The following is a 20,465-nucleotide window of genomic DNA, read 5'->3' on the forward strand; positions in this document are numbered from 1 at the left end:
CTATTCCGCTACGAAAATGAAGCAGACAAGTCCTGCCAGAAAAGAAATCGGGGGAAAGTTTGGATTGAAAAGTAATATATTTGCCGCATGGACAAGAAAGTTTTATTGATGATTTTGGACGGTTGGGGTATCGCAACCAATCCGGCGGTTTCCGCAATTGACAAAGCTAAAACACCTTTTGTGGACAGCCTTTATCCCAAATATCCGCATGCCAAGCTGGAAGCCTCCGGACTGGCGGTGGGTCTGCCCGAAGGTCAAATGGGCAACTCCGAAGTAGGCCACATGAATATCGGCGCGGGGAGAATTGTTTTTCAGGACCTTGTCAAGATTAATCTAGCCGTCGCCAACGGTGAGCTCAATACGCATCCCGTTTTGGCAGCAGCATTTGCGAAAGCAAAAGCGGCCGGCAAAAAAGCACACTTCATCGGCTTGGTATCGGATGGCGGCGTGCACGCCCACATTGAGCATTTGAAAGGTCTCTGTGACGCTGCGAAGTTTCACGACATGGATCAGGTTTACATCCATGCATTCACAGACGGACGGGATACCGATCCAAAAGGCGGAATCAAATACCTCTCGGACCTACAAGAGCATCTGAAAACTTCCTCCGGGCAGATCGCCTCTGTCGTAGGAAGATACTACGCGATGGATCGCGACAACCGATGGGAGAGAGTCAAACTCTCCTATGATGCCATGGTCAAGGGCGAGGGTGAAAAATCCAAAGATATCCTCACTGCCATCAAAAAATCCTACGACAACAATGTAACCGACGAATTTATCCGACCGATCATCCACGTGGGGCCAAACAATAAACCGCTTGCAACTATTGAGGACGGCGATTTGGTGATCTGTTTCAATTTTCGAACCGACCGTGGCAGAGAGATCAGCCAAGCACTGACGCAAAAGGACTTTGAGGATTACAACATGAAAAAACTCAACGTCGACTACATCACTTTTACCAATTACGACGACACATTCCAAGGGGTACAGGTGTTGTTCGAAAAAGATAATCTCAACAATACCATCGGCGAAGTGCTGGAAAAGGCCGGAAAAAAGCAGATCCGAATCGCCGAGACAGAGAAATATCCTCACGTGACCTTCTTCTTTTCCGGAGGAAGAGAGACAGAATTCAATGGAGAAAGCAGGATCCTCTGCCCTTCTCCAAAAGTCGCCACCTATGATCTCAAACCAGAGATGAGCGCCTATGAAATCGCCTCTAAGATCAATACTGAGCTGAAAAAGAAGAGTGCTGACTTCATCTGCCTCAACTTTGCAAATGCCGACATGGTCGGTCACACCGGCGATTTTGATGCCGCGGTCAAAGCCTGCGAGGCGGTGGACGAATGTGCTCAAAGCGTAATCACCACGGCTTTGGCCAATGACTACACCATCATCGTGATTGCCGACCACGGCAACTCTGACATGATGATCAACGAAGACGGTACGCCAAATACCGCACACACCACGAACTTGGTACCTATTATAATGGTTGATGACCATGACCAGCTCGCCGTCAACGACGGAAAATTGGGAGACTTAGCACCTACCATACTCAAGCTGATCGGTGTCCAGATTCCGGAGGAAATGACCGGAGATATCCTATTGAAGTAATGAAATCGAAGACATACTTAATATTTGGGCTGCTCATTTGGGCAGCTTTTTCATGTATATCCCCTGAAGAGGCCAAGAAGATGGAAGTCCTTCCCTACTTCAATCTGAAGGGTCTCATGGACCTGGAGCTGGCCAAACTGGATGGTGCGGAAGTATCCAAAATCTCTGAAATCAATGGCGAAGAGACGACGGTCGAAAAGACCTATTCGCTGAAAGAATGGAAAGAGGAATTCGAGGCTTTTTACAGTGCAGACATCAATACCCCCGCGCTGGCACTTTCCTATTTGACCGAGACGGAGGGCGAATACCTGATTCACAGACTTTTGCCGGAGGCAAAGGGAAAGGTGAAGGAGATCAGGATCAAGTACATCAAAGAGTATCCGGTCTCGGTGAGTATCAAGACGACTGACAAGAACCTTTTTTTCTCGACAACTACGATTGGGGAATTCTACATCAGTCAAGCCAACGAAAAGCTGGATCACTACACGCTCGAAACCAGCCAAAAAGTATGGTTTCTCGATCCGACGCATATTAAGATCTCGGGAGTGGTGAAGTAGGATGAAAGTATCAAGTAGCCAGACGCCAGTATCAAGATGGGAGAAATAGGAAAATTGGTGCCGGTGAAGAAATGGAGTAGGGTTCCCAATTTGGAGGGCAGGGGATTTTTTGAATCTGATCGTTAAAATCAAGTTTTAGATCCTAGCGATCAAACATCGGCGGACGCTTGCTCTGCCAGTCGGTGTTTTCCTGGATCAATCGCCCCAGCATAATCAGCTTTTCCTCTTCGAATAGATTTGCCAGCAAGGTGATGGAAGTAGGACTGCCATTCTCCCCAAAGCCATTGGGCAGGCAAAGAGCCGGGTGACCCGTCAGGTTGGTGATCTGCAGCTGCTGCCCGGCAAAAGACGGCGTTACGATCACATCGTAGTCTTTCATCAGCGCGTGCATTTCCTGGATCAAAAGCGTCCGCTGCCGGCTCATCTGCACGTATTCAACAGCCGGAATGAACCTCGCCGAGCGGAAGATATTGGGCCAGGCATTGCGATGCTGAGCGACCAGCTGATCGTCCAGATCCAGTCGGGTCAATTCATCGAAAGCAGCCGCACCCTCCACCAATAGCATGTTGGCAATCGGAGCGGGGTTGATGCTGGGCTTGAGTTCGAGTGGGTGAAGCTCGAATCCCTGATTTTTCAGGACTTCCAGCACCGCCTGATCATTTTTGATATTGGGGCGATCTCCTTCGAAAAACGATTTGAAATACCCGACCTTGAGTTCCTTGACCTCATTTTCCACAGAATAGTTGAAAGCGGCAGGGATACTGGAGGCATCTTTTTCGTCCATTCCGTTGATGACGGACAGCACAATTGCGTTGTCGAGCGCAGATCTGGAAATCGGTCCGATCTTGTCCATCGACCAACTGAGCGCCATGGCTCCATGTTTGCTGACCCTACCGTAAGTCGGGCGAAGTCCGGTGACACCATTGCGAGTCGAGGGCGAGACGATCGAACCCAAAGTTTCAGTTCCGATAGCAAAGGGCACCAGACCCGCACTGACCGCCGAGGCCGATCCTGCCGAAGAACCACTCGATCCCTGCTTGAGGTTCCAGGGATTTTTGGTCACTCCTCCATACCAAACATCTCCCATCGCCAAGGCACCAAGGGTAAATTTTCCAACCAGAACCCCGCCTGCTTCCTCCAGTTTTTCAACCACCGTTGCCGTTTCATCGACCACCTGATCCTTGTAGGGATTGGCACCCCAAGTCGTCTTCGTCCCTTTTACCGCAAGCAAATCTTTAATACCATAGGGTATGCCATGAAGTGGTCCGCGATATTTTCCGGCAGCAAGCTCCGCGTCCATGGCTTGGGCTTTTGCCAGCGCAGGTTTTTCCAGCAAAGTAATCAGGCTTTGCAGCGTGTCGGAGTAGGTTTTGATTCGATTCAGATAGATTTGTGTCAGCCGCTCGGAGCTGATCTGTTTGTTTTTGATCAAGACGGCTAGTTGATAAACGGTCAGGTAAGCAATGTCCTTTTCTTCCGCTGGTAAAGTCACGGTTTCATCCAGTCCCCAGTCAAGGGTTTCTTGGGCTTGATCAGGAAAAAATCCCTGTGGAAGTGGGTTAAATATCAAGGCCGGAGCCACGGAATTGTCCAGTTTGGTCTGCCTCAGGATTTCAAAATTGTCGCGCTGGGTGTTCAGGGCGTTCAGCATGCTGTCTTTTTCCGAAGTGGAAAAAGTCAATCCGATCAGCTCGGCCGCGGAATCGATGGTGGCTGGAGTGATTTCGCCGGTATTTCGCCCAAGTGTAAACCCCAGAGCCAGAAATGCCGACGCCCCGAAGATCATAAAAGCACAGAGCCTTAAGTGGTTTTTACGCCGCATTGGATAGTTTTGCATAGACGTCAAAGATTAGACACCTTGAAGGTGTCCAATTCGCCCAAATAAATCAACCTACCCATGGACCCTAAACCTCTATTTCCCACATTTCCAATGCATTTCAGAGGGTTGCTTCTGTTGGCTGGAATGTACACGATTGCCTGGTCGGCCTTTTTTAAATGGTTTGGCCCAGCTTTGTTAAAATGGATGGCGATGGGAAATACTGAGCTGGCTGAGTTGCCGACGAACTATTTTGGATCTTTTGGTTTGTTGGTGGGGTTGGTAATTTTTATTTCGGCCTTCTACCCAGTGACGTGGGTGTGGCTCATTTTAGCGGGGATCACCGGAAAAATAATTTCAGCAATTTGGTTTACGCTGGGTTTCGCTCCTGATTTGAGTTGGAACAAGCGGAGCATTTTTCACTTGGTTTTTAACGAATTGGTGTGGTTGATTCCGTTGATTTTGATTTTTCTCAGAGCGCTGCAGGTGAGAAGCTACCTGAATGAAAACGATATTGAGGAGTAAGACTTGGGAAGACTTTCTTTAACCACGGAGGGACACAGAGTTTATCTTGGCAAAAGCTCCAGCATTTTCTTTGCCCTCGTGAAAAAGAACTGTAGGACGGCTCTGGGTTGCAGTTCAATTATGGCTCACTTTTCCAAACCAAAACCTCTCCTGTCTCTGTGGTAAAATTTGCCCTACTTTATAGCAATAAAATCAAAAGCAGAATGATAATAATGATCGCGCCGATGGATAGGTAAATGCCATTGCCCATCGCTCTTGCATCTTCTTTCATCTCCTTCATTTCAGCCCTTACCTCTTTGATCTCGGATTTGCTCATGGACTTGAAATCCATCCCTTTGATTTCTTTCAGCCGGTTTTCAATCTCTGTCATCCGTATTTGCTGCGCCTCAGTCAACTCCGGTTTCGGATTTTTCTCAGGCATAGCCTCGGTATTCAGAACAATCAGTGAAAATGCGAGTAAGAGTATGAGATTTTTCATATCGTCGTTTGTTTTAAAAATTATATGCTGCGCTAAACAAAATCGATTCCAGAGCCCGTCATCTCCTGTCCGAAAAACAAATCTCCCGTGGTCGTGGACGGAAAAATTGTAACTTAGACCCATCAATCCGGCCTTCAAAAATTTTAAACAATCCGCGAGAAATGTCCCAAAAACAAGCCTGCAAGCTATTTTTACTCGATGCTTTTGCCCTGATCTACCGTGCGCACTTCGCCTTCAGCAAAAACCCAAGGATCAGTTCAAAAGGTCTGAATACAGGAGTCATGCTCGGCTTCACAAACACCCTAGTGGAGGTACTGGATAAGGAAAAACCTACACACATTGGGGTAGCCTTTGATACCAAGGCCCCAACTTTTCGCCATGTCCAATACGAGCCCTATAAAGCAAATCGCCAGGAACAGCCAGAGGATATTACGATTTCGATTCCTTGGGTGAAGGAAATCGTCAAGGCTTTTAATATTCCCATCCTGGAATTGGACGGGTTCGAGGCGGATGATATCATCGGAACCCTTGCCAAAAAGGCAGAGCGGGAGATGTTTACCGTTTATATGATGACCCCGGATAAGGACTACGGTCAGATCGTCGATGAGCATATTTTTCTCTACAAGCCGGCTTTCTTGGGCAATGGAGTCGATGTCATGGGACCAAAGCAGGTTTGCGCAAAATGGGACATCGAGCACGTGGATCAGGTGCGGGACATGCTGGGCCTGATGGGTGATGCAGTGGACAACATCCCCGGAATCCCTGGAATCGGCGAGAAAACAGCGACCAAGCTCCTAAAAGAATACGGCACCGTCGAGGGACTCATCGCCAACGTGGACAAGCTCAAGGGCAAACAGAAGGAAAATGTGGAAAACTTCGCCCAACAGGGAATACTTTCCAAAGAGCTCGCGACGATCAAGATCGACGTGCCGATAGATTTTGTAGAGTCTGAACTGAAATACGAGGGATTTGACGAAGAAAAGCTACGGGCGATCTTTACGGAATTGGAGTTCAGGACGCTGTCGGCACGGATTTTCAAGGAGCCCGGCTCTAAAAAAGCAGCCATCAACGCTCCTGCCCAGATGGATTTATTTGGAGCACCTGCTGCGCCGGTGGCAACCGTCGTTGTGGAAAGCGACGGTGATGCTGTCGATACCACACTCGAAATCGGCCCTCCGCCGGTCTTGGAGACGATCTGGGCCAACGTCCACAATTATCATAAAATCAAAGGAGCGAAACAGATCCAAGAACTGGTCGACTACCTACTCCTACAGACCGAAGTCTGCTTTGACACCGAGACTACCGATCTCGACCCCATGCGGGCGGAGCTGGTTGGCCTGTCCTTTTCCTATGTGTGCGGGGAGGCTTACTACATCCCCGTCTCTGAAGACCAAAAAGAAGTACAGGAGGTACTCGAACTCCTCCGGCCGTTTTTCGAAGCGGAAGCCATCCTCAAGATCGGCCAAAACGTAAAATACGACCTGCTCGTGCTGAAAAACTACGGCATCGAAGTCAAGGGCAAGATCTACGACACCATGCTCGCCCACTACCTCATCGATCCCGATGGCAAGCACGGCATGGACTGGCTGGCGGAGCAATACCTCCACTACAAGCCTGTGTCGATCACCGAACTGATTGGCAAAAAAGGGAAAACCCAAGGCAACATGCGGGATGTGGACGAAGACGAAGTCACCGCCTATGCGTCGGAAGATGCAGATATTACCTTGCAGTTGAAGGAGAAGTTTGACCCGATTCTGACGACAAACGGGCTGACCAAGCTTTTCGACGAGGTGGAAAATCCGCTCATCGAAGTACTGACCGCCATGGAGTTTGAAGGCGTGCGGATAGACACGCAAAGCTTGGCTGAGCTTTCCCTTCTGCTCGAAACCGAAAGCAAGGAGATCGAAAAGAAGGTGTACGAGCTTGCCGGAGTGCGCTTTAACCTGGCTTCGCCAAAGCAGCTGGGCGATGTGCTTTTCGAAAAACTGAAGCTCGATCCCAAAGCAAAAAAGACCAAAACCGGCCAATACGCCACCGGGGAGGAGATTCTGAGCAAGATGGCCAACGAGCATCCGATCGCCGAAGCGATCCTTGATTTCCGCCAAATGGTGAAGCTGAAGTCCACCTATGTGGATGCCCTGCCGACCATGATCAACCCCAAGACCGGCAGAATCCATACGACCTACAATCAGTTCGTGGCCGCTACCGGACGACTTTCCTCCATCAACCCCAACCTGCAAAACATCCCGATCCGAACCGCCCGAGGCCGCGAGATCCGCAAGGCCTTTGTGCCACGAGATGAAAACCACCTTCTGCTTTCGGCGGATTATTCCCAGATCGAGCTGCGCTTGATGGCGGAGTTTTCCGGTGATGAATCCATGCTGGATGCTTTCAAAAATGGTCGCGATATCCACTCCACCACCGCCGCCAAGATCTTTAAAGTTCCTTTGGAAGAGGTGACCACCGACATGAGGAGAAAAGCCAAAACAGCCAACTTTGGGATTATCTACGGGATCTCGGCCTTTGGGCTTTCGCAGCGGTTATCCATCCCAAGAACCGAGGCCAAGGAAATCATCGACGCCTATTTCATGGAATTTCCAGCAGTGAAAGACTACATGGACGGCGCCATCCAAAAGGCTCAGCAGACCGAATTTGTCGAAACCATCCTGGGTCGCCGCCGCTACCTGCGCGACATCAACAGCCGCAACGCCACCACCCGCGGCTTTGCCGAGCGCAATGCCATCAATGCACCGCTTCAGGGCTCCGCCGCCGACCTGATCAAAGTCGCCATGATCCACGTGCATGAGTGGATGAAAAAGGAGAACCTCAAATCCAAGATGATCCTGCAGGTACACGATGAATTGGTATTTGACGCGCACAAGGACGAGGTCGAGCTGCTTAAGAAGCATATCCCCGGCCTGATGTCCAATGCCATCCAGCTTAATGTGCCCATCGAGGTCGAAGTCGGTGTGGGAACGGATTGGCTGCAGGCGCACTAGGGAGACGCAAGACGCTAGATTTTAGTACCAAGACACGAGATACTCGTGTCACCCTGAGCGGAGTCGAAGGGTGATGTTTCGGAATCTCAGGCAAGAAGGCTTCGACTCCGCTCAGCCTGACAGTAGCTGCGCCACTGCGAGGCACAGCCAGACCCGATTTTTTCGGGGAAGCAGTCTTTTCTCGCTATTGAAAAATTGGAAGAGTTAAAAATTTGAAACTCGGAGGAATGGGGAAGATGTGGACTTCGACTCCGCTCAGTCCAACACCGACATTAGTGGTCAAAAATGCACTTTGCCTTTAGACTAGTCTTCGCCCCGTAAATCGTACTTCATAAATCCAAAATCAAAAAATGGCCAAAACCAAAACCTCCTTTTTCTGCCAAAACTGCGGAGCGCAAAGCCCCAAGTGGATCGGCCGATGCCCTGCCTGCGGGGAGTGGAACACCTACGTGGAAGAGATCATCCTAAAGGAGGATACCGGAAAAGGAACCTGGAAACCCAGCGGTTCGGGATTGAAAAAGGCCAGCACCCCCCAGAAAATCGGGGAGGTCAAATACGAAGCACAGGCACGCTGGATCACCGGTGATCCGGAACTTGACCGGGTGCTGGGAGGCGGGATCGTGCCGGGTTCGCTGGTGCTGATCGGCGGCGAACCCGGCATCGGCAAGTCCACGCTCATGCTGCAGATTGCTTTGATCCTAAAGGGGAAGACAATTCTCTACGTCTCCGGGGAGGAAAGCGAGGCCCAGATCAAGATGCGGGCAGACCGTATGGAGGCCCAAAATCCGGACTGCTACGTGCTCTCCGAGACGAATACCCAGCAGATCTTTCAGCAGATCGAAGTCCTCAAGCCGGACTTTTTGGTCATCGACTCGATACAAACACTCAACAGCCAGTATGTGGAGTCCGCGGCAGGATCGGTGTCCCAAGTCAGAGAATGTACCGCTGAACTTATGAAATTCGCCAAGGAGACCGGCACCCCGGTGTTCCTGATCGGGCATATCACCAAGGACGGCTCCATCGCCGGACCCAAAGTCCTCGAGCACATGGTGGACACGGTCTTGCAGTTTGAGGGGGATCGGCACCTGACCTATCGCATCCTGCGCACTTCCAAAAACCGCTTTGGCTCCACCCACGAGCTGGGCATCTACGAGATGCGTGCCGAGGGACTTCGGGCCGTGTCCAACCCCTCCGAGATCCTGCTCACCCAGCGTGAGGAAGTCCTCAATGGCGTCGCCATCGGCGCGATGATGGAGGGCAACCGTCCCCTGCTCATCGAGATCCAATCCCTAGTCAGCCCGGCGACCTACGGCACGCCCCAGCGCAGTAGCACCGGGCACGATGCCAAACGCCTGAATATGCTCTTGGCTGTGCTGGAGAAGCGAGGTGGAATGCGACTTGGCCAGCAGGACGTGTTTCTGAATGTGGCTGGCGGACTTCGGGTGGACGATCCGGGACTTGACTTGGCCGTCTGTGCCTCGCTGATCTCCAGCTACGAGGATACGCCGGTTTCGGAGCATATATCCTTCGCCGGAGAGGTGGGGCTGGGTGGCGAGATCCGTGCGGTCTCCCGTATCGAAAACCGCATCGCCGAAGCCGAAAAGCTGGGCTTCAAGAAGATTGTCGTCTCCAAATATGCCGTCAAGGGACTGGACTTAAGCAAATACAAGATCGAAGTCGTAGCCCTGAGCAAGCTGGAGGAGATGTATCAGAGGATTTTTTAGGAGGGTGTTTTAAAAAGCGAAAATTTTATCAGCTTTTCGCGAAGCGACAGCTGTAGCGAAAACTCTTATTTCCAACAAAAATAGTCAAAGCCCTCTTGACGGGATAGACGAAATTCTTAATTTGGTCACATCAGAACCCCGAAACCCTGTGGATAAGGGCGATATAGACGCAATAGGGTAACGGGAATGCTGTAAATACAAGTGTTAGCTGCAAGGCTTTTTGAACACCCTACTAATAAACCATACTCCATGTTTCTTTCAAAAGTTCACATTCAAAATTTTAAAGGGATTAAAAGCCAAGAGTTTTCGTTTGACTCTAAACTTAATATTATTATTGGAGAGAACGGTAGTCACAAGACAGCTTTGATTGATGCAATTAGATTATTGTATAATTTGGGGAATCCTAAAAAGGATTACTATATTTCTAATGACGACTTCCATTTCGATAAAACTACCAATACTCAAAACTCCAAGATAGAGATAAGATATATTTTTGACGGACTATCAAGCTCAGAAAAAGGAGCTTTGTATGAATATCTAGTAATCGAACCAAGTATTGAATATGCACAAATTAGCTTGATATATGAATTAAGAGCAAACAACTATCCGAAGTTCTCATTTTATACTGGCGCAAGCACTGAACAAAAAGCCGATTCAGGAACATTTGAAATCTTTCAACACTACTATTTAGGAGCCTTGAGAGATAGTACAAATGATTTGTTGAATACTAAAACAAATATGCTTGGTTCAGTTATAAAAAGAATTGTCGAAAGAGAAAAAACACAAGATGAATTTAAAAAAATAATACAGACTGCAAATACTGAACTTTTAAAAAGGAATGAAGTATTAGGCACAAGAACAGGTGTCAATGAACATTTAGATGATATTTTTAAAATATCGAAAGACAATCAAATTGGAATGAGGATTGAAGAATCCTCAAAAATTGAAAGCATCGTCAATGTAATTAAGCCATATTTACCTCACGACAAAACAAAGCTTGACGATGACGGATTCAATTTATGGCAAAACAGTTTAGGTTTTAACAACCTAATTTACATAGCGATAATTCTGGGAGATATTAAACAAAGAACTATTGACAATCCTAATCAACATTTTGTTTTATTGATAGAAGAGCCAGAGGCACATCTTCATCCCCAGCTTCAATTGAATTTATATGACTTTTTAAAAACAGCTGGAAGCCCCAATAATTGTCAGTTATTCATAACCTCTCATTCACCTACCTTGACCTCTAAGGCTAATCTTGATAACTTAATTCTAGTAAGCAAAAAGGCTATTAACATTGGCGGATGTTATAAAGACAGGGAGAGAGAAAATATTATAGAGATATCAACAAAAAAGATAACACTTACTGATGAAGATTTTACATCAAGAAAGAAACAACTAGAGAGGTATTTAGACGTAACAAAAAGTCAACTTTTTTTTGCAAGAGGAATATTATTCGTTGAGGGTATATCAGAAAAGCTACTAATAAAAACATTTTCAGGTATTTTAAAATCCAACCTTGAAGACCACCGTTGTGAGATTGTGAATATCGAAGGAGTGTCGTTTTATCCTTTTATTCATTTATTTAATTCAAATGATTCAAGTAAAAGAATTTCCCAAAAGGCATCAATTATTACAGATGATGACAGGTATTCGAAAGCCAAAAACAGTTTCAAAAATTTGACTTCAAAAACATTCGGAAGACTCAATGCCTTTCACAAGGGATTATACTCTGCAAAAATTAATAATCGAATTTCAAACCTAAAATCAACTATTGCTTCTAGAAAAAATAAAGTTGAGCTATTTACCGCTTTTAAAACATTGGAATATGAAATAGCATACTCAAACATAGCAAACAATAAAACAGACTTCAAAAAGAACTTCTTAATAATCTACTTAAGCAAAGTTGATAATTCAAAATATTTACTCGTACAAAAATATGTTGACAGTTTACCCAATGAGGTATTTTCAGATGATGAAAGGCAAAAAATAGCAGTTCTCGTTTGGAAAGCATTACCATCAAAAGCAGAATTTGCTCAAAACTTTTCTTATGATATTGAATTGGAGTTGAAAAAAGGGACACACGTTGTATTTACAGTTCCTGAGTATATCAAAAAGGCTATAAACCATGTAACGTCCTAAGTATGACATTTGAGATAACCCCAGAAAATGACAATTACATAAAAGGTAGAGGGAAAATTGTATTGAACGCTTGCCCAGGAAGTGGGAAAACTTCAGCCATTGCTTATAAATTAGCTTTATTGTCAAATGAATGCACTAAACAATATGGGAAGTATTCAGGTATTGCATGTCTATCTTTCACAAATGTTGCAAAAGACGAGATTTCAAGAAAATTCGAAAAACTTTCTGCTCAAACTCTTTCATATCCAAATATAGTTTCAACCCTAGACAGTTTTATTAATAAATATATAACGCTACCCTTTTATTATTTATTGAAACGTAAATCTGAAAGACCGGCAATTTTGAATTCCGTTGATTTTTTGGACAGTATGAATTTAGGATGGTTTCCAAATAAAAGAAAGCAACCCCTTAGTGTTTCATATAAACCATCATTATTGAAATTCGAAATTGATGGAACAATTACTTGGGATGGAAATAAGCCAAATCCAGCAATTGTAGACCTAGCTATTTTTGAAAAGTTTGCAATAAAGTTCAAAACTTGGCAATTAGAAAATGGGTATTTAAACAATGATGACTCAGCATTTATTGCATTACAACTACTAAAAACGTTTCCTCAAATTGGAAAAGACTTAGTAGCAAGATTTCCATACATCGTTATTGATGAAGCTCAGGATACGTCAGAACTTCAGTACAAAATATTTGATGAATTAATAAAAAATGGATTATCTAACATCGAATTTATTGGCGACCCTTATCAGAGCCTTTATGAATTTAGGGAGGCAAGACCTGATTTATTTATTCAACGACATGAAGACAAAGTAAATTGGAACGCTTATGAATTGTCTTCATGTCGACGTTCTTCTCAGAAAATCATTGACTTCTATCAAATCTTTAGAAGAGCAACTGAAAAGCCAATCAAATCAATTTGCAAGCTTGGCACAGACATAGCAGTCAAAATAATTAAGTATGACGAAGACAAATTGGATTCCTTGGTATCCGAATACAATTTGAATATAGACACAACTTTACCACACCAGATATTAGTAAGAGGAAGCTCCCACCTCGAAATGTTTGGTGTTAAACAAACACATGAAACACCATGGAAAAACGAAATTGCAAAAGATTTAGTTTTAGCTATTTATAACTACGGAGTTGGGAAAATTAAAGATAGTATTAACAGTCTCAGAAAAATATATATTGAATTAAATTATCCTGCGAAAGATTACAAAGAGAAATTAGTGGAGGAAAACAAACTAAAGGAAGATTTTACTTTAAATGTTAAACTTCATGACTTCATCAAAAACATTCCTTCGACTGATGACACTTTACTGAACTGGACATCGAAAGCGACAGGCTATATTAAAACTTGTTTTGGGGTTGAAGTAGATTTGCAATTGAAAAAGAAAGGAGCTGTATATACTTCGCAAAACTTACGAGCATTGATGTATCCTCAGACAGTATTACAATATCCTGTCTCGACGATTCATAAAGTGAAAGGAATGACTTTCAATTCCATTTTACTGGTTCTTAGTGATAACAGCTCTGGAGAAAAAATATCAATCTCCGATTTTACATCACCTGCAGACTTACCAAATGAAAAACAAAGAATGCTATATGTAGCTTTGTCTCGACCCGAATCTTTTGCTTGTATAGCTGTGCCGAGTAAAGTATCCGACGCAGATATTATTGCTAAGTTTGGTAATATTGATATAATTAAAGCTTAGAATCGTTATAGCCCTGCAGCTAGTCGAGTAGGTAAAGGGGAATTCCACCCCTAAACCTCTCACAGAACCGTACGTGAACCTCTCGATTCATACGGCTCTTATTATGCAGTCGGTTTTAGTCTATTAGACTAACTTGTATCCCAATTCCCAATGATAGAACAGGTTTGGATAAGAGACCGTAACTTGTCTAAGCCATTTAACTGCTTTGACCTTGCTTCCTTTGAAGCTTTTGTACTTGTTCAGAATCCATCTGATCATTCGGTGGTGCAGGTAATAAAACACAGGTTTTAAACTTCTACGACTGATTTTTCCATAATAATTCACCCATCCTCGGATCTTTGGATTCAGCGTTATTGCCAAATCCTGAATACCCCGTTGGGTTTTGTTATGAAAGTTGAGCTTTCGGAGTTCCCCGTTGATACGCACTTTGGACTTTCGGCTCATCTTACAATCAAATTGCAGGAAACTTCCCCCGTTTCTTAATTTGTTTCTCATGGGCTGAAAACTAAAGCCCAGAAAGTCAAACTGTACAGGGTGATCATTCAGATTTCTGCCTTCCTTCTTACAGTAAACAATTTTCGTCTTTTCCGGATGGGCTCTTAAACCGCACTTTTCAAGACGATCCTTTAAATTTGTAAGTGTTCCGACAGCTTCCTGATAGCTACTGCAATGGATAATAAGGTCGTCGGCGTACCGAACCATAATGACTGATGGGTGGAATTTCTCCAGCCACCTATCAACACAATAATGCATGTAAAGATTGGCAAGAAGGGGGCTGATTACCCCTCCCTGAGGCGTACCTTTTCCCGTGGATACTTTGACGGTTCCATCTTCAAGTAGGACGGGTGCTTCCAGCCATCTTTTGATGTACATCAGTACCCATTTCTCCGAAACATGTCTTTCCAACGCTTTCATCAAAAGCTCATGGCGGACATTCTCAAAGAACTCCTGTATGTCCAGATCAATTACCCAGCTAAACTTTCGTACATTTTGTTGTACTTTTTCGATTGCTGAATGTGCATTTTTGTTCGGGCGGTATCCGTAAGAATTGTCCACAAACACCGATTCCAACCTTGGTTCAACATATGTCTTTACTACCTGCTGGGCAATCCTGTCGCTTACAGTGGGAACTCCCAAAGGACGGGTCTTACCTCCCGCCTTGGGGATTGTTACCCGCTTGATCGCCGGTGCAAAGTAACTTCCAGAAGCCAGTCTGTTCCAGAGTTTGTACAGTTCCTTGGAGCGCACCCTGTCAAATTCCGACAGACTTTGTTGATCGATCCCTGCACTACCTCCCTTACTTTTTACTCGTTTGTAGGATTCCCAAACCATCTCTTTGGTAATCGGTACCGACTTTGTCTGTTCTTTAAAAATCATCCTTAAAACCTCTAAGTTGTTCTTAAATAAAAACTGCATAATTGAAGCCCTTCGCTCTATTCCCATTACAGGAACTTCATCACTACTACGGCTTCATCCGTCACCTAATATGCTCATCAGTAATCAACTTACAGGTATTTCCTGCTTGTGTTTTCCTTTTGGCATAGCATATAGGCTTCCTGTGGTTCCACAATAAAGCCTGAATAGAAGTCATGCCCCCTTTATGACGGTTGCCGCACAGACAGTAATTAGGCGCCCTCTGCACTTGTCTCCGATCTCTCGATATAGATCGGATTTTGACAACGACTGGTCTTTTCGCCACTTCATCGGAAGGTTCGCTTTCGCTCATCTCTTCTATCCTTATCTGACCATTTTAAACAGCCTTTTCTTCTATCGCTTCACACATCCTTGTTGCCGCAGACGCATCATAGAAGTGGTTTGGTGAGTTTTCCTAAAAAACCTCACCGAGGGGCCTGCCCTCATCTTTATCATAGCTTACACAGCACACATCGAGTAGACGGCCTCGCCAACCGTTAAGTTAGCGAGGTGCGCCTCTCACACCACCGTACGTACGGGTCTCGTATACGGCGGTTCGTAAAGCAAAAGATTGCCGCTCTTTACACCAACAACCTCTTTCCGCTACTTTTAAGATAAGGCTACACAAAGGCTCCTTATCGAATTTTCACTTCACAATACGTTCGGCCCTTCATCAACCCGTGAGAACTCTTCGGTTTTCCGAAGCTCAAGTCCTGTTGATTACTATGGCCTCTGCTGACTTCTCGGTTTCCAGCTCGTGGAATCTGAGATCTCCCCAGGTAAAGGCATATTCCTTCCTCCGATTACTGCGGCATCTACCTAAAAGGGATTGTTGGTTACGCGCTTTGCAAAGATGTGCTTGCTTACACTCCCTTATTGGCCTCTGTATGCCGTTCCTGTTCGTCAGTACCGGATTTTGCAGTCTCGCTTCCTTTACTGTATGCCTCACGGCAACCAGCTTGCGACTTGCTAACAGGCTTCACCAACTTGCCTGCAAGGGACTTACACCCTCTGGAATAATTTGGTATCTTCGATACCAGATGCCCATGCTGGGCACACACAGCACATTGGCAATAGGCGGGGTTTCGTACTCTGGATATTCCGGAGCATATTGACCCCCTAAGTCCGGAGGATTTTCAGTTTCAAAAAGTGCCTTCAGGCGCTTCATTCGACTGACATTCCGGCGGATGTTGACCCCCCAAAGCGGGATTTCCGTCTGGATTCCGGAGCATGTTGACCCCCTTGGGTTCTGATTCCGGAGCATGTTGACCCCTCTTTTTAATGGTTTTGGTTTCTTAGTCGCTCACCAAGCACTAAGCGGAAGACGATGGCCGGAAAACCAAAACCCATGAGTCAGATCAAACAACTCCTCATTTTGCACCGTCAGGGACAAGGGATCAAAGCCATTGCCCGCAACCTGTCCATGAGCAGGAATACAGTAAAAGCCTACCTGTTCAAACTGGAAAAGTTGCTCGGTGCTCCTGCCGGGAACCTAAGTGCTGAGCAGATTATGGCAATGGAAGAACCGGAGATTTACCATCTCTTCCATCCCGGAAACCCTTCCTACAAGGATACCCGATACGGGCACTTCAAGAGCCTGCTGGATTACTTCCTGAAAGAACTCCGCCGTACCGGGGTCAGCCGTGCATTGCTTTGGGAAGAATATAAGCAGGATCGCCCCGACGGATACGGCTATTCCCAGTTTTGTCATCACCTGGACCAGCATAGCTCCGCCAAGGCCAAGCCCTCACTGGTACTGGAACATGCCCCTGCCGAAAAGCTCTACATTGATTTTGCGGGAAAAACCATTCCCTATATCGACCGGGAAACAGGCGAACTGATCCAATGCCAGCTGTTTGTGGCCTGTCTGCCCTTTTCGGACTATTCCTTTGCCATCGCTGTGCCTTCTCAGACGCTGGGGGATTTTCTGTATGCACTGGCCTGCTGTCTGGAGTTTCTGGGCGGAGTTACACAGATCCTTGTCCCGGACAACTTAAAAGCTGCCGTGATCAAGGCTGACCGGTACGAACCCGATCTCAACCGGGCCCTCGAGGATTTTGCCAGCCATTACGGGATGGCCGTTGTCCCGACCCGTGCGGTGAAGCCCAAGGATAAGGCCCGGGTGGAGAATCAGGTCAAGATCCTGTATTCCCGTATCTACGCCAAGCTTCGGGACAGACAGTTCTTTGACCTGTATTCCCTCAATGAGGCCATCCGGCTGCGGCTCAAAGCCCACAACCAAACCCGCATGAAGCAAAAGGGCTACTGCCGGGAAGAGCAGTTTCTGGCCTCGGAAAAACCCCTGCTCAACCCGCTCCCCACCGAACGTTTTGAACTCCGGCACCATACCGAGCTTACCCTTTCCAAAAACAATCATGTCTATCTGGCCCGTGACAGGCATTACTACAGCGCCCCCCATACCCTGATCGGCAAAAAACTCAAGGTCATCTACACCCGGTCCATGGTTCAGCTTTACCATCAGGGCAAGAAAGTAGCTGCCCACGTGAGAAGCTTTAAAGCGGGAGCCTACTCGACGGTCAAGGATCATCTATGCTCCCATCACCAACACTACCGTGACCGCAGTCCAGATTATTACCGGAATCTGGCGGCTAAAAAGTCTCCGGTTTTGGGCAGGTATGTTTCCGGGCTTTTTGAACAAAACCGTTACCCCGAACAGCTCTACAAAACCTGTGACGGACTCCTGTCCCTGAGTAGAAAGACAGACTTGACCACCCTGGAAAAAGCTGCCAGCTGGGAATGGATCACGGCGAATATTCGTACCGCTTCATCAAAAATGTGCTGGAGAACCATACCGCCCATGAAGAGCACTCCGAACCCGAAAAACCTCTTCCCCAACACCGCAACGTCCGGGGAAAGGCCTATTACCAACAACAGAAACTTCAATTTTAACCCCCTAATCTTATGAATCAGATAGAAACACAGATGACCCGGCTTAAGCTCCACGGCATGGCAAAGGCCTGGACCGCACTCAAGGAAGCCCGCAAAAACCAAAGCCTTTCCCTGACCGAAGGCCTCGAACTCCTACTGCAGTCTGAAGAGCTGGAAAAGGACAACCGCCGCTTCAAACGGTTGGAACACACCGCCCAGTTCCGATACAAAGCCAGTCTGGAAGAACTCAAACTCGACCGCACCAGAGGACTGGATGACCTCCTGCTGGCATCCCTGGCCACAGGCGTTTACCTCACCAAAGGCGAATCGGTACTCATCACCGGAGCCACAGGATGTGGCAAAAGCTATCTGGCCTCCGCCCTGGGACATCAGGCCTGTCTGCTCGGATTCAAAGCGGCCTACTTCAACACCCAGAAACTCATGCTCAAAACCAAAATGTCAAGGCTGGAGGGCACAGCAATCAAGTTCTTTGATCGCATCGCCAAAACAGACTTGCTAATACTGGACGACTTTGGACTTACCCATCTGGAAAAACAGCACCAGCTGGACCTGATGGAACTCATCGAAGACCGACACGGAAAAAAATCCACCGTCATCGTCAGTCAGTTGCCCGTACAGAGCTGGTATGAAGTCATCGGAGAGGAAACCATCGCCGACGCTATTCTGGACCGTCTCCTGCATTCATCTTACCGAATCGAACTCACCGGAGACTCTTTAAGAAAAAAAATGTAAAATTGTCAGGCTGTTGGTCTATCCAATACCAAACCATTTTAGAGGGGGTCAATATCCCCGGAACAGGGATCAGTATCGACCGGAATTTCCATACTCCACAGACAGTTTAGTGGTAGCCGAATGTTTTGTGCTCCGAACAAACATTCGTGGTAAAAATCCCGCCCATCGCAAATCCGCAAAACGTCACCAGTCCCCCCAAGCCTTTAAGACAAAATCCACCGCGATACGGTGGATTTTGTTTTTCTACCTTGCCTTACTTAGGCAGTTACTCCTTACTTCTGAATCATAATCCCGATCAGTTCGTCCTGCATTTCCTTGAGGATCTCGGGCTTTGTGGCCGATAGGTCAGTCTCTTCGTGGGGATCAGCCGTCAGGTCAAACAGCTGGTCTGTTTTTGCAAAGCCCGTTTCGATCTCCGTGCCCCAGGGCACGATTTGCGGGCCTTCATTGCCTGGGATCAGCTTGTAGCCATCCGCACGGACATAGGCAAGGTTGCTGTACCACGCCTCCTGAACCAGGCTGTACCTGCCTTTTTCCGATTTCCCGATCAGTACTTCCCATTGGTTTTGGGTGTCGATGGCTTGGGCAGAGTCGTAGGAGACCTGGTTGACCGCCGCAAAGGAACCCAACAAATCCACCTGGCTAAACAGCGCTCCCTGGCTGGCACCCTCTCGTATGGCACTTGGCCAATGCACGATAAACGGCACCCGGGTACCCGCCTCAAAACCGCTGTACTTTCCTCCACGCAGACCCCCGGCCGCATCATGCGCACCGGCGAGTTCCTTGGCTTGGTCTACATAGCCGTCATCCAGTACGGGGCCGTTGTCGCTGGTAAAGATCACGAGGGTGTTTTGATCCAGCCCCTTGGATTGCAGTAGTTTCATCAGCTCACCGACCGTCCAGTCCAGCTGCACGATCACATCGCCTCTGGGTCCAAACTCGGTTGCACCCTGAAAGCGCTCATGCGCGACGCGAGGCACGTGGATATCGTGGGTGGAAAAATAGAGGAAAAAGGGCTTGTCCGACTCAGCTGACACGAAATCCGTAGCCTTGTCCACAAAGGTCTGGGCAAAGTCCTCATCCCGCCAGAGTGCCGCTTCTCCACCCGCCATGTAGCCGATCCGGCTGACGCCGTTGACGATCGTCTGGTCATGGCCATGGGACCACATCATCTTGAGCTGCTCGGGATTTTCCTTGCCTGTGGGTCTTTCTCCTACCTTTTTGCGGTAGCTGACGGCTATCGGATCCGTGGGATCGAGTCCGACGACGCGGTGATTTTCCACAAATACCGCAGGCACTCGGTCTCCCGTAGCGGGGATGATAAAGGAATAGTCGAAGCCGATCTCCAGCGGTCCGGGCTTCAAGTCCCCGTTCCAATCCGGCCCTTCGTCTCCTCCCAAGCCTAAATGCCACTTGCCGACTACGGCAGTGCGGTAGCCACTGCGCTGCAATACCAGCGGGAGCGTCTCCACTCCCGGACGGATCAGCGCCGAAGTATCTCCGGGAGCCACTCCACGACCCTTGGCTCTCCAGGCGTATTCTCCGGTGAGCAGGGAATAGCGGGAAGGCGTGCAGGTCGCCGCGGTGGCGTAGGCATTGGTAAACATCAGGCCGTTTTGGGCCAGTTTGTCAATGTTTGGCGTGGGGATCTTGCCGCCATAGGCGGAAATGTCCCCATAGCCCACGTCGTCGGTGTAGATCAGGATAATGTTGGGCTTGCTGGCGGGGATCTGCTGGGATGTCCCGGAACTACAGGAAGCCAGGATGGAAAGGGCGAAGCAGGCGACGCCGCCCAGCCCGATTTTTGCAAATTGAATCATCTTTAAAACAA

At 47.3% G+C, this 20,465-nt stretch carries 14 protein-coding genes; 9 read left to right on the forward strand and 5 right to left on the reverse strand.

What is annotated here, in order from left to right; translation table 11 throughout:
- Positions 1-87 precede the first annotated feature (87 nt).
- Positions 88-1,611, forward strand: a complete 1,524-nt coding sequence (gene gpmI, locus ABD031_RS01360; RefSeq protein WP_343847999.1) for a 2,3-bisphosphoglycerate-independent phosphoglycerate mutase — start codon at positions 88-90, stop codon at positions 1,609-1,611.
- Complete coding sequence (locus ABD031_RS01365) at positions 1,611-2,168, forward strand: hypothetical protein (RefSeq protein WP_343848000.1); 558 nt, start codon at positions 1,611-1,613, stop codon at positions 2,166-2,168. The genes gpmI and ABD031_RS01365 overlap by 1 nt, the downstream gene beginning before the upstream one ends.
- Positions 2,169-2,310: 142 nt before the next feature.
- On the opposite strand, the gene ABD031_RS01370 is transcribed toward ABD031_RS01365, so the two are convergent.
- Positions 2,311-3,990 (reverse strand): amidase, encoded by a 1,680-nt coding sequence (locus tag ABD031_RS01370; protein WP_425542705.1) that lies wholly within the window; start codon positions 3,988-3,990, stop codon positions 2,311-2,313.
- Between the two features lie 75 nt (positions 3,991-4,065).
- Between ABD031_RS01370 and ABD031_RS01375 the strand changes: the two genes are divergently transcribed.
- A complete protein-coding gene (locus ABD031_RS01375) occupies positions 4,066-4,509 on the forward strand; it encodes a hypothetical protein (protein WP_343848001.1) in 444 nt (147 codons plus the stop codon).
- A 178-nt stretch (positions 4,510-4,687) separates the two neighbouring features.
- Here ABD031_RS01375 and ABD031_RS01380 read toward each other — a convergent pair whose 3' ends face one another.
- Positions 4,688-4,987, reverse strand: coding sequence for a hypothetical protein (locus ABD031_RS01380; RefSeq protein WP_343848002.1), 300 nt, complete (start codon positions 4,985-4,987; stop codon positions 4,688-4,690).
- Positions 4,988-5,148: 161 nt separating this feature from the next.
- Here ABD031_RS01380 and polA point away from each other — a divergent pair, with 161 nt between their 5' ends.
- The 4 genes from polA (at position 5,149) to ABD031_RS01400 (ending at position 13,579) form a co-directional block, all read left to right on the forward strand.
- Positions 5,149-7,986: a DNA polymerase I gene (polA, locus tag ABD031_RS01385; RefSeq protein ID WP_343848003.1), complete on the forward strand. Its 2,838-nt coding sequence runs from the start codon at positions 5,149-5,151 to the stop codon at positions 7,984-7,986.
- A 350-nt stretch (positions 7,987-8,336) separates the two neighbouring features.
- A complete protein-coding gene (gene radA, locus ABD031_RS01390; protein ID WP_343848004.1) occupies positions 8,337-9,710 on the forward strand; it encodes a DNA repair protein RadA in 1,374 nt (457 codons plus the stop codon).
- 249 nt (positions 9,711-9,959) lie between these two features.
- Positions 9,960-11,855, forward strand: a complete 1,896-nt coding sequence (locus ABD031_RS01395; protein WP_343848005.1) for an ATP-dependent nuclease — start codon at positions 9,960-9,962, stop codon at positions 11,853-11,855.
- 2 nt (positions 11,856-11,857) lie between these two features.
- Complete coding sequence (locus ABD031_RS01400) at positions 11,858-13,579, forward strand: UvrD-helicase domain-containing protein (RefSeq protein WP_343848006.1); 1,722 nt, start codon at positions 11,858-11,860, stop codon at positions 13,577-13,579.
- 123 nt (positions 13,580-13,702) lie between these two features.
- Here ABD031_RS01400 and ltrA read toward each other — a convergent pair whose 3' ends face one another.
- Both ltrA and ABD031_RS01410 read right to left on the reverse strand, forming a co-directional pair.
- Positions 13,703-14,956, reverse strand: a complete 1,254-nt coding sequence (ltrA, locus tag ABD031_RS01405; protein WP_343848007.1) for a group II intron reverse transcriptase/maturase — start codon at positions 14,954-14,956, stop codon at positions 13,703-13,705.
- Positions 14,957-15,971: 1,015 nt separating this feature from the next.
- Complete coding sequence (locus ABD031_RS01410; RefSeq protein ID WP_343848008.1) at positions 15,972-16,256, reverse strand: hypothetical protein; 285 nt, start codon at positions 16,254-16,256, stop codon at positions 15,972-15,974.
- A gap of 84 nt (positions 16,257-16,340) precedes the next feature.
- Between ABD031_RS01410 and istA the strand changes: the two genes are divergently transcribed.
- Together istA and istB are read left to right on the forward strand one after the other, a co-directional pair.
- Positions 16,341-17,918, forward strand: coding sequence for an IS21 family transposase (gene istA, locus ABD031_RS01415; protein WP_343848009.1), 1,578 nt, complete (start codon positions 16,341-16,343; stop codon positions 17,916-17,918).
- A complete protein-coding gene (gene istB, locus ABD031_RS01420) occupies positions 17,915-18,634 on the forward strand; it encodes an IS21-like element helper ATPase IstB (RefSeq protein WP_343848010.1) in 720 nt (239 codons plus the stop codon). The genes istA and istB overlap by 4 nt, the downstream gene beginning before the upstream one ends.
- 272 nt (positions 18,635-18,906) lie before the next feature.
- Here istB and ABD031_RS01425 read toward each other — a convergent pair whose 3' ends face one another.
- The gene (locus ABD031_RS01425) at positions 18,907-20,454 is read right to left on the reverse strand and encodes a sulfatase family protein (RefSeq protein WP_343848011.1); all 1,548 of its coding nucleotides are present in this window, start codon (positions 20,452-20,454) and stop codon (positions 18,907-18,909) included.
- Positions 20,455-20,465: the final 11 nt, after the last annotated feature.

Origin of the sequence: Algoriphagus jejuensis (assembly GCF_039523455.1) — a bacterium.
Lineage (GTDB): Bacteria > Bacteroidota > Bacteroidia > Cytophagales > Cyclobacteriaceae > Algoriphagus > Algoriphagus jejuensis.

Excerpts from the sequence above, each read along its gene's own strand:
- polA (WP_343848003.1), top strand. The coding sequence starts at position 5,149 with ATGTCCCAAAAACAAGCCTGCAAGCTATTTTTACTCGATGCTTTTGCC.
- ABD031_RS01395 (WP_343848005.1), top strand. The coding sequence starts at position 9,960 with ATGTTTCTTTCAAAAGTTCACATTCAAAATTTTAAAGGGATTAAAAGC.
- istA (WP_343848009.1), top strand. The coding sequence starts at position 16,341 with ATGAGTCAGATCAAACAACTCCTCATTTTGCACCGTCAGGGACAAGGG.
- ltrA (WP_343848007.1), bottom strand. The coding sequence starts at position 14,956 with ATGATTTTTAAAGAACAGACAAAGTCGGTACCGATTACCAAAGAGATG.
- ABD031_RS01410 (WP_343848008.1), bottom strand. The coding sequence starts at position 16,256 with ATGCTCCGGAATCAGAACCCAAGGGGGTCAACATGCTCCGGAATCCAG.
- radA (WP_343848004.1), top strand. The coding sequence starts at position 8,337 with ATGGCCAAAACCAAAACCTCCTTTTTCTGCCAAAACTGCGGAGCGCAA.
- ABD031_RS01375 (WP_343848001.1), top strand. The coding sequence starts at position 4,066 with ATGGACCCTAAACCTCTATTTCCCACATTTCCAATGCATTTCAGAGGG.
- ABD031_RS01380 (WP_343848002.1), bottom strand. The coding sequence starts at position 4,987 with ATGAAAAATCTCATACTCTTACTCGCATTTTCACTGATTGTTCTGAAT.
- ABD031_RS01365 (WP_343848000.1), top strand. The coding sequence starts at position 1,611 with ATGAAATCGAAGACATACTTAATATTTGGGCTGCTCATTTGGGCAGCT.
- ABD031_RS01425 (WP_343848011.1), bottom strand. The coding sequence starts at position 20,454 with ATGATTCAATTTGCAAAAATCGGGCTGGGCGGCGTCGCCTGCTTCGCC.
- ABD031_RS01400 (WP_343848006.1), top strand. The coding sequence starts at position 11,858 with ATGACATTTGAGATAACCCCAGAAAATGACAATTACATAAAAGGTAGA.
- ABD031_RS01370 (WP_425542705.1), bottom strand. The coding sequence starts at position 3,990 with ATGCGGCGTAAAAACCACTTAAGGCTCTGTGCTTTTATGATCTTCGGG.
- istB (WP_343848010.1), top strand. The coding sequence starts at position 17,915 with ATGAATCAGATAGAAACACAGATGACCCGGCTTAAGCTCCACGGCATG.
- gpmI (WP_343847999.1), top strand. The coding sequence starts at position 88 with ATGGACAAGAAAGTTTTATTGATGATTTTGGACGGTTGGGGTATCGCA.